Raw genomic sequence first — 15,276 nt, forward strand, 5'->3', positions numbered from 1 at the left:
GTTCCTCCATTCAGCGTCCCTTGTACCTCCTTTTGGATTGTACGTCAGTTGTGGTTTGGGGGGTGTAGGCAATTTTTTCTTGCTCCTTTTGTTGTCTGGCAAGCCTGATCTTTGTAATACAGCGTAATTAAAGGAAAAATGTATATCATGTCAGCGTGGCACAGGTTTTGCCTTACAAAAGGCGGAGAGAATGAATTGCCCGGTTGGTCGCCGGGAATCACAACGTGCCGCGAGCTCACCGTTTTTGCACGGAAAGATGGTCTCTTTCCGGACGGACAGGAGCCGGTACACACGCATTGAACGCCATGCCTTTTCCGCAGGGGCGCTAGGGATTGTTCCCTCACCTGCCGGAGCTGCGTATGTGCAGGAGTCTATGCCATGGGTTTCAGTTCCATGTATGTCGGCGCGACCGGCATGAAAGCCCACAGTACGTGGATGCAGGCCATTGGTAACAACCTGGCCAACGTCGACACTCTGGGCTTCAAAGGCGGTAGGACGCATTTCGAAAACCTGATGAGCCAGGATCTCGTCGGCGGGTATAGCAATCCCGACGGAACGGGATCCGGAGCCGGACAGATAGGCAAGGGCGTCGCCGTAGCCAACATCGTCACAGATGTCCGGCAGGGCGGTTACGAGCCCGGTACGGCCTCTACAGATCTGGCTATCGGCGGCAAGGGCTATTTCAAGCTCACCTCGTCGACGGACCAGGGCGATCAGGTCTATTATTCCCGCGCGGGCAATTTCCGTTTCAATAAAAACGGCGTGTTGCTCGATCCGCATGGGTACGCCCTGCAAGGATTCCAGATAGATCGGAATACCGGCGCGCCTTCCACCGTGGAAAGCGCGGTCTCGCTGCCCATGCAGACGGAGATCATAGACGGCAAGGAAGTGCAGGTTATCCGGTCCGATCCCAGTGCCACCAGCCGAAATACCATGATTTCGAACCTGGATTCATCCGCATCGGACAAGAGCCAGGATGCCGAGAATCCTTTTTTTGCCATGCTCAAGAACTGGAACAGCTCTTCCGCAACGCCGCTCACCGAAGAACAGTACTCGTACACCACCGGCATGACGGTCTACGATTCCGAAGGCAACCAGCAAAAGCTCATCTACTATTTCGATCCCGTCACAACGAATTCCATGTCTTCCGAGAAGCAGTGGGAATATCTGGTGACGGTCGATCCCACCAGTGCGGACGGTCGGAGCCTGGCAACCTCCGGGGCGCAGGGCGTGTACATGGCCGGTACCCTGAGCTTCAATGCGGCGGGTGATATCATCGACCAGACCGCATACACCCTCAAGGACCCGTCCCTGGATGCAGGCGCTCTGAGCAACTGGACCCTGGCCCCGATAGGTGCCAACGGCGACCTGATGATGGATGTCACGTTTACCACATCCAATGGAGGCAGCCTGCCTTCCCAGACCATCGGCATCAACTTCGGCCTTACCGGGGAAAATGCTTCCTGGAACGTGGAAAACGCCAATGCCGGACAGGTCGGTTCCAATGCCTCCGCACTGCCCAGACAGGTGGGGACCGCCACATCCGGACTGGCAATGACGAGTTACAACAGCTCGTCCGTTACCTTGTCGCAAACACAGGACGGCTACGGAGAAGGATATCTGCAGAACGTGACCGTGGACAAGACCGGTATGTTGGCGGGCAAGTTTTCCAACGGGCAGACAGAGAACCTGTATCAGATAAATCTGTACAATTTCAGCAACGAGTACGGGTTGCGCCACGAGGGCGGCAACCTTTACCGGGCAGGAAACGAGGCCGGAACCGTATACACGGGCAAGCCCGATTCCGCGAACTACGGAGTGATGTACCAGGACACCCTGGAGACCTCCAACGTGGACATGGCCGTAGAATTTACAGACATGATTCGCGGCCAGAGGGGATTTCAGGCCAACTCCAAGGTGGTTACGACCACGGATTCGTTGCTTAACACCCTGATCCAAGTCAAACGTTAGCCAGACGGCTGAAAAAGGCACGATAACTACGTTGCTTCAAAAAGCTCAAACCCTCGCGTATGAAAGAATACGCGTCGGTCTTGAGCTTTTTTTTTGCGCCTTGTTCTCGCACCTTTTTGAGCCGTCTATAATATGGGCCGCGTGGAAAGCGGGCGATAACGGCGTTGTTTCAAAGAAATCAAGCCCTCGCGTATGGAAGAATACGCGTCGGGCTTGATTTTTTTTTACGCCTTGTTCTCACCGCACTTTCTCCGCAGCCTGCGTGTTTGGATTATGTAGATAAGAAAGTCTCACCTATTAATTATACCCCAATAGCTTCATCAATCAGCGGACCTTCCAGTTTGTCTGTCGCGCAAAAATGATTCGCCTGAAACCGTTCTGTTACAGCTTTATTACAATTTGTTGTCGTCCGCCTTCTTCTTTCGTTTAGTCCTTGTTATTCAGGAAAGTATGACGGTAACGTATCCGGTACGTGTGTCCATACATCCAGCCCGGTTCCGGTGAGGACAAATTGGAGCCAGGGGAGGCAGGCACACGAACCACCACTCAACGGATATATTGTACGGATCGTGTCATGCGAATTATTGCAGTGATGAACCAGAAGGGCGGAGTCGGCAAAACCACCAGCACCATCAATATGGGGGCCGGTCTTGCCAGGCTTTCGCAGCGCGTGCTGCTGGTGGATCTCGATCCACAGGCCCATCTTACCTATTCCCTCGGCATTGCCGCCCATCAGCTTACAAGCACCTTGTACGAAGTGCTCAAGGGCGAGCAGTCCATGGCCGATTGCCTGCAGCATGGGGACGGGCTGGACATTGTTCCCTCCTCTTTGTCCCTGTCCGGCGCTGACATTGAATTTTCCGGTCTTCCCGCACGTGAATTCCTGCTGCAAAAGGCCCTGAAAAAACTGCCGGAGTATGATTTCGTTCTTTTGGACTGCCCTCCGAACCTCGGCATCCTGACCATCAATGCCATGACCGCTGCCAAAGAGATTTTCGTGCCCATGCAGGCCGAGTTTCTGGCGCTGCAGAGCATGGGCAAGCTGTACGAGACAGTGGAACTTGTCCGGCGGGGGTTGAATACGGAGCTGGAGGTTACGGGCATTCTGGCCACGCGGTTTTCCCGGCGCAAGAAACTCAACCGGGAAGTTATGAAGAAGATAGGCGAGTATTTTGGGGACAAGGTCTTTGAAACGCCCATCCGGGAGAACGTGGCACTGGCCGAGGCCCCGAGTTTTGGAAAGGATATTTTTTCCTATCGTCCCAAGAGCAGTGGAGCGCAGGACTACCATCGATTGTGCTCGGAAATTCTCAAGAGAGGTTGAGCATGTCTCAGGACAGCAGATTGGGAAGCGATCCGCTTCTCTGGCTCAAGGAACGGCCGGAAAGCGTTGAGGATGTCCCTTCATCCCATCCCGAACCAGACAGAGCCGCTGTGCGGGAAACAGACGACGCCATGTTGCTGACCCGTACCGTGGACCGCATGCTGCACGCGAGCATGCCGGAAAATCAGGACACGTTGTGGCAGCCCGACGACATACTGGAGCATCTTCCCCTTGCCCTGTGCGTCTGCGACGGCGAGGGCGCCCTGGTTTACGCCAACCCGGCTTTTTTTCGTCTGTCCGGCTACAGTGTGCGGGATATCGCCAGCCTGTCGGTACAGGACGACTCCCTTTTTTACGGGCAGAGCCAGACCTGTACGGATGATGTGAAAGCCCGGCTTGCGGACTCCGGCCTTCCCCAGCATTGTCTCATAGAGCTGCTGTGCGCGGACGGCAGTCTCGTCCTGGTGGAGGCGGATTTTTATCCTGGCGGGGAGAGCTGGCAAGAGGAATCCTTCTACCTTTTTCTGCGCCAGGCCTGCGGTACGGACGAGGCAGACCTGGCCGATCCTCCTTGTGAAAGTGAACCCGAAAGGGAACAAGGGGTTTCGCCGGAGCTTCGGGCAGCTTTGGATGCCGCGCTTTGCCTGTGTGGGGACACGGAGGACACCGATTCCCGGGATGAGGCCATGCGCGGAAGGTTTGCCGCGGCGATTGGGGAGGAGCAGGAGCTTTTTTCCAAAGAGAAGCTCGATTCCGCATCCCTTGTCCGCGCTTTTGAGATAACGGTTGGCAGTGTCTGCCGTGAGAGGGGAGTTGACCGGGAGCTGTTGGATTTCGGATGTTCGGTCCGTATCGGGGCGGTGCAGCGCCGGGAGGCCCTGTTGTTTTCCTATGTGCTGTACATGGTGCTGCATTCTTCCTTTCAAAAAAAACGCAGCCTGGAGCCCTGCCGTTTGCAGGCCCGTGTGGAGGAAGGCGGATCGGCCCTTGGCTTGGTTCTGCTGGGGGAAACCCGGATATTTTTCAGGAAGATGAAGCTCCACGACAAAAAGCGCGGGCCATTGCAGCGCATAGCACAACGCATTGTGCAGGAGAATGGGTCCATATTTTTTATTCGGCGTGAGGACACAACGGAAGTAAAGATAAAACTGCCTACGAGAGGCAGCAGCGGAGGAGCCAATGAGCAAAAAGAAACTCAAGATTGAAGGGCTGATGGATTTGTCCCAGGCCGCAGAGTACGTGGAAAGTGTGTTGACCTCTATCCGGGAAGGTTCGCTCAACGTGGAAAAGAGCGGAGAACAGATAACGTTGACTCCGCAGAGCACCGTATCTTTTGAAATGTCTCTTTCGCAAAAGAAAGAGAAGGAAAAGATATGCATAGAGATAAGCTGGAAGCGTGACCTGAAAGCCGAAGAAGCGCGCAATATTCAGATCGGCTCTGATGCCAGCGGGGCCGCATAGACATTCTTTTTTCGAATTTATTTCGAATTGTCCATATCTTCCTGTGACTCTGTGGGTTCATGCGGTTTTGTGTGAAGGCATCTCTCTCTTTTATTCTTCTTTTTCAATCTGAAAACAAATTTACTTATTACGCATTGCCTTTTGCTCTGCGTGGCATTTGTTTGTCGAAGAGGTGAAAAAATAATTGTTTACCGGATCTCTTCGTGTTGATAGTTTTAAGAGTTGTTGTGCGACGCCAGAATAAAATGATCTGCTGAAGGTATATGAAAAAGCTTACTTCTCTTATTATTGCGGATGACCATGCGCTGGTTCGCGAAGGGCTTATCAGGCTTTTGGCGTCTTTCGAAAATCTGGTTGTCAGTGCCGAGGCCGGGGACGGGTATGAGGCTGTTGCAAAGGCCTTGGATATGCGGCCGGACATCGTGCTTATGGATTTGGGCATGCCCGAATTGAACGGCATAGAAGCCACCAAGCGCATCAAGCAGACCGCTCCGCAAATCAAGATTCTGGTGCTCACCGCTCACGAAGACAAACATTTCATCGACCTCGCCCTCAAGGCCGGGGCCGACGGGTATCTCCTGAAAAACTCGGATAAGAAGCGTCTTGCGGAAGCACTTCGGGCCGTTATGCGAGACGGGTTCTACATGGCGCCGGAAATGCTCCAGGATAAGAACGTCAATATGGATATCCCCAGCGCCGAAGATATTCAGCGCCTTACCAAAAGGGAGCGGGAAATTTTCGACCTGGTGGCCCAGGGCATGAAAAACCGCGAAATTTCCGAGGCACTGTGCATTTCCATCAAAACAGTGGAAAAGCACCGGGCCAACCTTATGAAAAAACTGGGGCTGCATTCCGTGGCGGAGCTTGTTTCCTGCGCGCTGCGTACCGCCACCATCGACCCGGGCTGAACTCCGGCTTTCCGGCTTCATGCGCTCCCGGTCTTTGGGGGCGCTTTGTACCGCACGCCAACCTGCTCCCAGGTTCTCCATTTCGAGTCTGTATTGAATCTGCTATCGGGCCCCATCGGCCGGGCTGACCAGCTGGGCGGACTAGCCTTGAGAGCTGTGTCCTGACGGTTTCTTGGCTGTATTGCTTTTGGCCCGTTTTCCCGCACATTTGTTCCCATTCGCCGTCTTCTGGTGACAGCAGAAGGGCTATACCGTATGGTCAATGTGAACCCATACAAGGTCTTCATACCTGCAATGCCTACCTTTGTGAGGTCCCGTTCGGGGGCATGGCGGACAGCTGTTTCCGGACCGTGGCGCAAGTGTGGTGGCTCCATGCATGGTGTCGTTGGCCGATCGGTTCAAATCAATAAATGCAGCAGTACACGCCACGCGCCACGCGTAACTTGGCGGGCATGGCCCGGCAGGCGCCAAAAGCGGCGTAAGTGAATTTGTAAACCACGTTTTTTAGGCTCGCGACTCTTCGAAAATATACATACGTACTTTACGGACATCATACTGGAAACGCGCAGAGCGCGGATGGGAGTTTTCATGAAAATCCTGCTGACCAATGACGACGGCATTCAGGCCATAGGGTTGCGCGCCCTGTTTCGCGTGCTCGTTGATGCCGGGCACGATGTTACCTGTGTTGCACCCATATCCGAGATGAGCGCGGTGGGACACGCCGTGACCATGTCCCTGCCGCTCAAGACCAAGATTTTTCGGGAAAACGGTTTTCGGGGAACCGGGGTTACGGGAACTCCGGCCGACTGCGTCAAGCTGGCGCTGGGCTCCTTGATGCGTGACGATCCGCCCCAGCTGGTGGTGTCCGGCATCAATGCCGGGGCCAACTGTGGTGTGGATATTCTCTACTCGGGAACGGTTTCCGCAGCCACCGAAGGGTCCTTCATGGGGCTTCCCTCCCTGGCCGTTTCCTACGACAACTTTCGGCCCGAAAGCCTGGATGGTCCGGCCCGTTACGTTGTCGGCTTCATCGATCGCCAGCCGTGGGGCAAACTGCCGCCGCGCTGCGTGCTCAACCTCAATTTTCCGGACATGCCAGTCGAACAGACCAAGGGGCTCAAAATATGCCGCCTGACCCGCGCGGCGTACGACGATTGGTACGACAAACGAGTTGACCCGCGTGGAAACGAGTATTATTGGCTGGACGGCGTCATTCCTCCGGAAAAATTGAGCAGGGACTCCGATCGCTATCTGGTTTCCCAAGGGTACATAACGGTAACTCCCCTCAAGTTCGACCTCACCGATGTCGAAACCATGGCTCTCCTTTCGGAAGAATAACCCCGGCTGATATTTATTTCGGGCCGCTCCCACCCGTTGTCTGATGTGACGGGGGGAGCTGTTCCCGCACAGGCTTCACCTGAATTTGCCGGGCGGCTTACCGGCAGAACGGGTTTTTTAGTGCCCTGCGCCCAGCGTGGGGGCTTCCTTCAATGCAAGGATACCGACATGCCACAGACTTCCTTTCCCGGTTCGCCCGCCGCAAAAGCGGAGAGCGCCGGAGCCCTGCTGCCTTTGGCTCTTTTTCTCGTGCTGTTTATCGGTACCGGACTGTTTCTCACCGCCTCGGGAACCCAGATGGCGTTCTACCAGCTCTCGGCAACCGTGGCGATTCTGCCCTCGATTGCCTGGGCCGTCTGGATGGGACGGGGCACCATTGCGGAAAAAATCGGGGTAATGCTTTCCGGTGCCGGAGAGCCCGGCATCATTACCATGTGCATGATCTACCTGCTGGCAGGAGGCTTTGCCAGCGTGGCCAAGGCCATCGGCGGGGTGGACTCCACTGTCAACCTCGGCCTGTCGGTCATTCCGGCGGGATTTGTCCTGCCCGGCCTGTTCGTGATTGCCGGGTTTATTTCCACGGCCATGGGCACGTCCATGGGCACCATTGCGGCCATGACGCCCATTGCCGTTGGCGTGGCAGCCAAAACCGGCATCTCCCCGGCCTTTCTGGTGGGTACGGTGGTCGGTGGCGCCATGTTCGGCGACAACCTGTCCATGATTTCCGATACCACCATTGCCGCGACCCAAAGCCAGGGATGCAAGATGAGCGACAAGTTCCGCATGAACCTGCTCATTGCAATGCCCGCCGCCGTGGCCACCATTATTCTGCTCTTTATTTTCGGGGCCACCGGTGCGGTAAACCAGCCCGGAGACTATAGCCTGCTCAAGGTCCTGCCCTATGCGTCCATTCTCATCATGGCGGTCAGCGGGTTGAACGTCTTTGTCGTGCTTTCCGCCGGAATCGTTCTGGCGGGCCTGGTCGGCATAACCATGGTGGATGGCTACACGCCCCTGGCCTTGGCCCAGGACATCTACAAGGGATTCCAGGGCATGCACGAAATTCTGGTGCTCTCCCTGCTGGTGGGCGGACTGGCGGAGCTGCTCCGCTATCACGGCGGGTTGGACTGGCTGATAAGCCGCATTCGCAGCCTGACCGAACGGGGCGGGCGCGGCAAAGCGTCCAACACCCGAGCCTCGCAGCTCAGTATCGGGCTCCTGGCAGTGCTGGCCGATATCTGCACGGCTAACAACACCGTCGCTATTGTGCTTACCGGAAAAATGGCCAAGAAAATTGCCGAACAGGGCGGGGTTTCGCCAAAACGTAGCGCCAGCCTGCTGGATATCTTTTCCTGCGTGGTCCAGGGGATCATCCCCTATGGAGCACAGATTCTCCTGGCCGGGTCCATTGCCGAGATTTCTCCTCTGGCAGTGGCGGGCAAGGTGCACTACTGCTATCTGCTGGCCATTGCCGCAGCGGCGGCTATAGTCTTTGGCTTTCCCAAAGAGAAGGCAGGCCGCTGAAAAAGGGGCGCTAACGGCGTTGGTTCGAAAAATTCAAATCCTCGCGTATAAGGAAATACGCGTCGGCCTTGAATTTTTCTCCCGCCTTGTTTTCGCCACCTTTTTGAGCGGCCTGCACAGTTTCGCCGTGCGGGCGTTGGGGCTGGTGGCATTGGGGAACAATTTTTGAGAGCCGTCACGAAAAGGCAACCAGCTGAAACCCTACAAGGCCGGGGAATCCCGGCCTTGTTTGCGTGTGTGGCCATGGCGGATTGTTGAAAAATAATACGAGGAAGACTGCATTATCATTGCCGTAACATGGTCGTGTCTTGATACTGGCAGCATATATTTCGGACGTATAAGGAGCATACATGAGCGAGGAGAACAATATGGAACAGACCCATAACCTGTCCCGCAATCTGGACGACGGGACGGTGATGTATACGGAATCGGGCCACACGGCCATGATGGATTCCCCCAATGTGGATGGGCTGGGCGGGCTGCTTGAAGAAGCCGAGCAGTGCCTGCAGCGCATAGAGGACATGCTCGGCCAGGGGGGCAGCTGCGAGAGTGTGAGGGATATGAATTAGTTGATGTTCATAAAATACGACTCTGGTTTTTGTCATCACTCCGGCGCCTATAGAATGACAGGATTTTAACCAACGCGACACGGGCCGGCTCCCTGACCGGCCTCGGCGGGTGACAACGGTCCGACTTTGAGCTAGGCTTTACCAAGAAATCCATATCACATCCGCAATCAACAGCGTTTCCCGGTTCTGCAGAATGGCCGCATCAGGGCCGGTCGCGGGCGAGGCAGGCGTGCTCCGCCCCACAAGTTCAGGGAGGCCGTCATGCCCGACGAGAACGTACCGGCCTGGTTGGAATGGGCCCGCGAAATACAAGCCATTTGTCAGACCGGCCTGACCTACAGCCGGACTCACTACGATACCATCAATTACACACGGCTGATGCGCATTGCCGCCAGCATGACGCAGGCCATGGCCGACCAGGGGCAGAAACCCTGGGACCGCCTGTTCTTGGAGCAGCCCGGATACGCCACCGTCAAAGTGGATGTGCGGGGGGCCGTGGCCCGCGACGACAAAATTCTGCTGGTGCGCGAACGCTCAGACAACAAGTGGTCGCTTCCCGGAGGCTGGGCCGACGTGGGCGAGGCTCCCGGCGAGATGATCGTTCGGGAAATCCGCGAGGAGAGCGGATATATTGCCGCTCCCGTAAAGGTTGTGGGTGTCTTCGACGCCAACCGCGCCGGACGTCCCATAGAATTCTTCCACGCCTACAAGATCATCTTTCTTTGCGAACTCAAAGGGGGGCAACCCGCTCCCAGTGATGAAACGTCGGACTGCGGCTTTTTCGCCTTCGACGACCTGCCCGAGCTTTCTCCCAACCGAACCCCTTCCGCACTTCTGATGGAAATCAAGGAGCATCTGGCCGACCCCTGTCGTCCGGCGGCCTTCGACTGATATCTCGTGCAACGGGGAAGCCGGAGAGTGTTCCTGCTTTCCCGGTTGCCACCCACCTCATCCCTTTTTTCGAGCTGCACGCCTCTTCTTTTGAGGCGCTGCGTATATTTTTTATTCATACAAAATTTTTTTTAGCCCGCTGTTTCCGGCATTTGGGGGCTATGGCGCTTTTGCCTCTGGTTTTGTCACCTAATCGTAAAGATTAACGCCCGAAGTGGGGGTAATCCCCTGGAAGGAAAGATGAATCCTTATGAATAGGTAGAACCGGAGGAAAAGATGTACCTGGCAGAATCCGAGCTGTATTTTCTGAATTCCCTTCGTGAATTCAGCAAAGTGCGACGCTACAGAGGCATTATGCCCGAATGGGTTGCCTGCAGCGTGAAGTGTGATGTGGAAAGGCTTATCGAGGCCGGATATGTGGAATATGGGCAAGGGGAATACAAGGATCTTGCGTGGTACGCCACCCGTCTCGACGGCGTGCGCATTACCGCCAAAGGACGCGCCTGTCTCAAGGAATACACAGCCTGATTGGTCCGTTGTCGTATCGGCTGAACACGGTGGTTCCGTCCCGCAATGGCCCATGCCCGTTGCAACCAGGGGCCCAAACAGCAGCTGCCGCACATCCCTTGTGCAGGACATGCGGCAACTCCGTGAATATTCATATGTAACCGGGTAGACTATCCGGGCAGTATCTCCGGGCAGTATCCGGGCGTACATCGTTTTGGACGCCTGTGCCGGAAAAACAGCTGCTGGTGCTGTCTCTCGCGCCTCTCTTCCGGAATTTCCCGCGATTGCTCCGCAGTCCGCTTATCCTTGCGAATTGAAACTGGCCGACTTGAAGCTGGCGATCAGCTGTTCCAGTTCGCCTACCTGCTCCGAGAGCGTGAACAGGGCATTGACCGATTCCGTGATGCCTTGCGCCGTTTCAATGGTGATCCGGTTGATCTCCTCAACCGAGCGGTTGATTTCCTCGCTGGTGGCCGACTGTTCTTCCGCGGCCGTGGCAATGCTTTGGATCTGATCAGCAGATTCAGTTGCATCGCTTACGATCTGCTCGAGCATTTCACCCGAGTGGGTGGACAGTTCAGAGACGGTTTCCAGATCGGTAACAGTTTGGTCCACGCTGTCCGTATTGCTGCGGATAACGGTCTGGATGGCGGTGATGGCCTCGCCCACTTCCTTGGTGGCACCCATGGTTTTTTCCGCCAGCTTGCGGACTTCATCCGCAACCACGGCAAACCCGCGCCCGGCATCTCCAGCCCGGGCCGCTTCAATGGCGGCGTTGAGGGCCAGCAGATTGGTCTGGTCGGCAATGTCGGTAATGACATTTAAAATATTGCCGATGGCTTCCGCCTGGTTGACCAGGGCGTTCATGTTGTCCTTGAGTTCCATGGTCTGCTTCTGGGTCGTATTCACGGCCCGTACGGACTTTTCCACCACTCCCTTGCCTTCCTGCGCCTTGTCGCAGGATTCCTGTCCCTTTTCCGCCGCGCTTCCGGCATTGCGCGCCACTTCCAGGACCGTGGCATTCATTTCCTCCATGGCCGTGGCTGTTTCCTGAACCCGGTCACGCTGAATGTCTGTTCCCCGCCGGATTTCTTCGGACTGGCTGGAAATTCTCTCCGAAGCCTCGGCAATTCGGGCCACGATTTCTTCCAGGTGCGTGGCAGCCTGGGCCATGCCTTCGGCCTTGGCGCGTTCGGCCCGTCTGGTGGCCTCTTCGGCTTGTTCCGTGGCCTTGGCGGCAGCTTCGGCCTTGTCTTCCGCCTCGTGGGTTTTGGCTGTAATTTCTTCGATATTGGTGTGCAGCGTGTTCACCATGGTGTTGAGCGCCGTCTGCAACAGGGCGGCTTCGTCGCGTCCCCGTTCGTCGAGGGCCACATCAAGGTCGCCGCTGGCGATTTTACGGGCGGCAGCCGTGGCTTCGCCGATGGGGCGGATGATACTGCGGACAATGGCCAGCGCCGCCAGAAGCAGCAGGGCGAAGATAACAGCCGAGGCGGAAATAAGCTTGGTGAGATGGGACATGACAAGGGCATGCATGGTTTCGTTAAGTTCGGTTTTGGCCGCTTCAACGTTATCCAGGTATACCCCTGTGCCTATCCAGAAATCTGTTCCCTTGATTTTTTGCGAGTATCCAAGCTTGGGTTGGTCTCCGGCACCAGGCTTCTTGAAAATGAACTTGATATATCCCCCTCCGGATTGTGCGGCCTTTGCCAGTTCCTGCACGTAGAACACGCCATTTTTGTCTTTGGCGCCGGAAATATCCTTGCCTTCAACCGATGTTTTTGCCGGCACGGACAATGCGGTGGTTCCCTTGTAGACGAAGAAATAGCCGGAGGAGTCTTTTTCGAACCGGATGTCGCGTGTAAGCTCCTTGATGCGTTCTATCTGTTTCTCTTCCGAGTCTATGGACTTGAGGGCACCGGCCAGGGTTTTGGCCATGGAGTCCACGGCCACTTTAAGTTTGTCTTGCTGCGCTTCCAACAGGCGGTTTTGGATCTGGTCTGCAGAAATCTTTTCAAGATCAAAGATGTTCAGCACAAAGACAAATGAAACAGCAACGGTGAAGAGCAGCACGGCACAGACGAGAGTGTACACTCTTGTCCCTATATGAAAGCTACGCAGCACGTTATCCTCCTTGAAATACAGGATGTAAATGTCTACCAAAATATAACAGAGCGTTGGAAAAAATGAAATTATATTCCATGTATACTTGTTTATATTGATATTGTTTTTTTTTTGAAACTTTTTTTATTTCAATTGTTATTAGGTAATATTATCTTGTTATGCAGTGAATTATTTTTATTTATTCTTTATCTGAGTATTTATAAAAAGTTTATTTACGTTAGTATATGTATTGACAACAATTTTAAATTGAGAGTCTATTTTTTCTGAAAGCTGCCAAAGGACGCGCCTGTCTCAAGGAATACACTGCCTGATTGGTCTGTTGTCGTATCGTCCGAACACGGTGCATCCCGCAATGGCCCATGCCCGTTGCAACCAGGGGCCCAAACCGAAGCTGCCGCACATCCCTTGTGCGGGACATGCGGCAACTTCGTGAATATTCATATGTAACCGGGTAGACTCTCCGGGCAGTATCTCCGGGCAGTATCCGGGCGTACATCGTTTTGGGCGCACGTGCCAGTAAAACAGCTGGCGCTGTCTCGTGTCGCCTCTCTTCCTGAATTTTCAGTGATTGCTCCGCAGTCCGCTTATCCTTTTATCCTTGCGCCTTGAAGCTGGCGATCAGCTGTTCCAGTTCGCCGACCTGCTCCGAGAGCGTGAACAGGGCATTGACCGATTCCGTGATGCCTTGCGCCGTTTCAATGGTGATCCGGTTGATCTCTTCAACCGAGCGGTTGATTTCCTCGCTGGTGGCCGACTGTTCTTCCGCGGCTGTGGCAATGCTTTGGATCTGCTCGGCAGATTCCGTTGCGTCGCTTACGATCTGCTCGAGCATTGCGCCCGAGTGGGTGGACAGTTCGGAGACGGTTTCCAGATCGGTAACGGTTTGGTCCACGCTGTCCGTATTGCTGCGGATAGCGGTCTGGATGGCGGTGATGGCATCGCCCACTTCCTTGGTGGCACCCATGGTTTTTTCCGCCAGCTTGCGGACTTCATCCGCAACCACGGCAAACCCGCGTCCGGCATCTCCAGCCCGGGCCGCTTCAATGGCGGCGTTGAGGGCCAGCAGGTTGGTCTGGTCGGCAATGTCGGTAATGACATTTAAAATATTGCCGATGGCTTCCGCCTGGTTGACCAGGGCGTTCATGTTGTCCTTGAGTTCCATGGTCTGCTTCTGGGTCGTATTCACGGCCCGTACGGACTTTTCCACCACTCCCTTGCCTTCTTGCGCCTTGTCGCGGGATTCCTGTCCCTTTTCCGCCGCGCTTCCGGCATTGCGCGCCACTTCCAGGACCGTGGCGTTCATTTCCTCCATGGCCGTGGCTGTTTCCTGAACCCGGTCACGCTGAATGTCTGTTCCCCGCCGGATTTCTTCGGACTGGCCGGAAATCCTCTCCGAAGCCTCGGCAATTCGGGTCACGATTTCTTCCAGGTGCGTGGCGGCCTGAGCCATGCCTTCGGCCTTGGCGCGTTCGGCCCGTCTGGTGGCCTCCTCAGCTTGTTCCGTGGCCTTGGCGGCAGCTTCGGCCTTGTCCTCCGCCTCGCGGGTTTTGGCCGTAATTTCTTCGATGTTTGTCCGCAGAGTCTGCACCATGGAGTTCAGGGCCGATTGGAGGAGGGCGGCTTCGTCACGTCCCTGTTCGTTCAGGGTAACGTCGAGGTCGCCGTTGGCTATTTTGCGGGCAGCCTCGGTTGCCTCTCCAATGGGACGAACAATGCTGCGAACGATAGCCAGGCCGATCACAAGCAGCAGCGCGAAAATAATACAGATTCCAATAACCAGTGTGCGGATTTTTTTGCTGACCAAAGTCTGTATCTTGTTGGCGACTTCAGCCTTGGCTGCATCGATGTTTTCGATATATTCACCGGTGCCGATCCACAGGTCGGTTCCCGGAACCATCTCCGCATAGCTGATTTTTGGCTGGTCGCCTTGTCCCGGTTTTTTCCAGATATAATGGACAAATCCTCCGCCATTGTGTGCCTGCCTGTCCAACTCCGTGGGGTAATCCACACCGTTCTTGTCCAATGTGCCTGCCGTATTCTTGCCGTTGAGCGCCGGAACAACAGGGTTGGAAAGTATCACCGTGCCTTTGTTGACAAAGAAATATCCGGCGTTGTTCGCTCCGTAACGAATGTTGCTGGTCAGTTTTACAATAGTTTTTATCTGTTCCGATTCGTCGGAAGTATTTTTTACGGCATCAGCCAAAGACATTACCAGGGCATGTGTGGCTGTTTTGAGTTTTACCTTTTGTCCATCCAACATGCGGAGCTGAACTTCTTCCACGCTCAGATGTGTAATACTGTCGGCATTGCCGAGCATGGCGTATATCAGCCCGCCAATAAACAGGGCCATTGAGGACAAAATAAAAAGGACACGAAACTGAATGGAAAACTTCCGTAACATTCCTTCCTCCTGATCAATTTAAATTGATCTTGGTGTACTTTTTGGGGGGAATTATTATTTTTATGTTCTTAAAAATTGAGTGATGCGTCGTTCTTTGTGTATCCTTTGCTCTTATGTGTGTTGTTTGATGTGTATGAAATATTAATCTATACTTAGTTTAAAACTATAACATGCCTTTTAAATTAAAAGCAATTATTGTTTTTGTCCTTAGTAAAAGGATACCAAATTGAATTTATAAATCATAACATAAGAGCTGCG

General features: G+C 54.6%; 12 protein-coding genes. 10 read left to right on the top strand and 2 right to left on the bottom strand.

The window, feature by feature from the left end; all coding sequences use genetic code 11:
• Positions 1-378 precede the first annotated feature (378 nt).
• The 10 genes from ACI0FJ_RS18310 (at position 379) to ACI0FJ_RS18355 (ending at position 10,514) form a co-directional block, all read left to right on the top strand.
• A complete protein-coding gene (locus ACI0FJ_RS18310) occupies positions 379-1,971 on the top strand; it encodes a flagellar hook protein FlgE (RefSeq protein WP_424305812.1) in 1,593 nt (530 codons plus the stop codon).
• Between the two features lie 574 nt (positions 1,972-2,545).
• Positions 2,546-3,295: a ParA family protein gene (locus ACI0FJ_RS18315; RefSeq protein ID WP_424305814.1), complete on the top strand. Its 750-nt coding sequence runs from the start codon at positions 2,546-2,548 to the stop codon at positions 3,293-3,295.
• A gap of 2 nt (positions 3,296-3,297) precedes the next feature.
• Positions 3,298-4,500 carry a PAS domain-containing protein gene (locus ACI0FJ_RS18320; protein ID WP_424305816.1) on the top strand — a complete coding sequence of 401 codons (1,203 nt, stop codon included), beginning with the start codon at positions 3,298-3,300 and terminating at the stop codon, positions 4,498-4,500.
• Positions 4,475-4,756 carry an amphi-Trp domain-containing protein gene (locus ACI0FJ_RS18325; RefSeq protein ID WP_424305818.1) on the top strand — a complete coding sequence of 94 codons (282 nt, stop codon included), beginning with the start codon at positions 4,475-4,477 and terminating at the stop codon, positions 4,754-4,756. Before ACI0FJ_RS18320 ends, ACI0FJ_RS18325 begins: the two co-directional genes overlap by 26 nt.
• Positions 4,757-5,019: 263 nt before the next feature.
• A complete protein-coding gene (locus ACI0FJ_RS18330) occupies positions 5,020-5,664 on the top strand; it encodes a response regulator (RefSeq protein ID WP_424305820.1) in 645 nt (214 codons plus the stop codon).
• A 588-nt stretch (positions 5,665-6,252) separates the two neighbouring features.
• A complete protein-coding gene (gene surE / locus ACI0FJ_RS18335) occupies positions 6,253-7,002 on the top strand; it encodes a 5'/3'-nucleotidase SurE (RefSeq protein WP_424305822.1) in 750 nt (249 codons plus the stop codon).
• 168 nt (positions 7,003-7,170) lie between these two features.
• Positions 7,171-8,526 carry a Na+/H+ antiporter NhaC family protein gene (locus ACI0FJ_RS18340; RefSeq protein ID WP_424305824.1) on the top strand — a complete coding sequence of 452 codons (1,356 nt, stop codon included), beginning with the start codon at positions 7,171-7,173 and terminating at the stop codon, positions 8,524-8,526.
• A 368-nt stretch (positions 8,527-8,894) separates the two neighbouring features.
• Positions 8,895-9,095, top strand: a complete 201-nt coding sequence (locus tag ACI0FJ_RS18345) for a hypothetical protein (RefSeq protein ID WP_424305826.1) — start codon at positions 8,895-8,897, stop codon at positions 9,093-9,095.
• A 261-nt stretch (positions 9,096-9,356) separates the two neighbouring features.
• Positions 9,357-9,986, top strand: coding sequence for an NUDIX hydrolase (locus tag ACI0FJ_RS18350; RefSeq protein ID WP_424305827.1), 630 nt, complete (start codon positions 9,357-9,359; stop codon positions 9,984-9,986).
• Positions 9,987-10,262: 276 nt separating this feature from the next.
• A complete protein-coding gene (locus ACI0FJ_RS18355) occupies positions 10,263-10,514 on the top strand; it encodes a hypothetical protein (RefSeq protein WP_424305829.1) in 252 nt (83 codons plus the stop codon).
• Positions 10,515-10,793: 279 nt separating this feature from the next.
• Here the strand turns inward: ACI0FJ_RS18355 and ACI0FJ_RS18360 are convergent, their stop codons facing one another.
• Together ACI0FJ_RS18360 and ACI0FJ_RS18365 are read right to left on the bottom strand one after the other, a co-directional pair.
• The gene (locus ACI0FJ_RS18360) at positions 10,794-12,617 is read right to left on the bottom strand and encodes a methyl-accepting chemotaxis protein (RefSeq protein ID WP_424305831.1); all 1,824 of its coding nucleotides are present in this window, start codon (positions 12,615-12,617) and stop codon (positions 10,794-10,796) included.
• A gap of 592 nt (positions 12,618-13,209) precedes the next feature.
• Positions 13,210-15,018, bottom strand: a complete 1,809-nt coding sequence (locus tag ACI0FJ_RS18365; protein WP_424305833.1) for a methyl-accepting chemotaxis protein — start codon at positions 15,016-15,018, stop codon at positions 13,210-13,212.
• Between the last annotated feature and the right edge of the window lie 258 nt (positions 15,019-15,276).

Source organism: Desulfovibrio sp. 7SRBS1 (assembly GCF_049723905.1).
Classification (GTDB): domain Bacteria; phylum Desulfobacterota; class Desulfovibrionia; order Desulfovibrionales; family Desulfovibrionaceae.

What these genes read in the sequence shown, in the direction of transcription:
- ACI0FJ_RS18310 (WP_424305812.1), top strand. Translation starts at nt 379, where the DNA reads ATGGGTTTCAGTTCCATGTATGTCGGCGCGACCGGCATGAAAGCCCAC.
- ACI0FJ_RS18315 (WP_424305814.1), top strand. Translation starts at nt 2,546, where the DNA reads ATGCGAATTATTGCAGTGATGAACCAGAAGGGCGGAGTCGGCAAAACC.
- ACI0FJ_RS18320 (WP_424305816.1), top strand. Translation starts at nt 3,298, where the DNA reads ATGTCTCAGGACAGCAGATTGGGAAGCGATCCGCTTCTCTGGCTCAAG.
- ACI0FJ_RS18325 (WP_424305818.1), top strand. Translation starts at nt 4,475, where the DNA reads ATGAGCAAAAAGAAACTCAAGATTGAAGGGCTGATGGATTTGTCCCAG.
- ACI0FJ_RS18330 (WP_424305820.1), top strand. Translation starts at nt 5,020, where the DNA reads ATGAAAAAGCTTACTTCTCTTATTATTGCGGATGACCATGCGCTGGTT.
- surE (WP_424305822.1), top strand. Translation starts at nt 6,253, where the DNA reads ATGAAAATCCTGCTGACCAATGACGACGGCATTCAGGCCATAGGGTTG.
- ACI0FJ_RS18340 (WP_424305824.1), top strand. Translation starts at nt 7,171, where the DNA reads ATGCCACAGACTTCCTTTCCCGGTTCGCCCGCCGCAAAAGCGGAGAGC.
- ACI0FJ_RS18345 (WP_424305826.1), top strand. Translation starts at nt 8,895, where the DNA reads ATGGAACAGACCCATAACCTGTCCCGCAATCTGGACGACGGGACGGTG.
- ACI0FJ_RS18350 (WP_424305827.1), top strand. Translation starts at nt 9,357, where the DNA reads ATGCCCGACGAGAACGTACCGGCCTGGTTGGAATGGGCCCGCGAAATA.
- ACI0FJ_RS18355 (WP_424305829.1), top strand. Translation starts at nt 10,263, where the DNA reads ATGTACCTGGCAGAATCCGAGCTGTATTTTCTGAATTCCCTTCGTGAA.
- ACI0FJ_RS18365 (WP_424305833.1), bottom strand. Translation starts at nt 15,018, where the DNA reads ATGTTACGGAAGTTTTCCATTCAGTTTCGTGTCCTTTTTATTTTGTCC.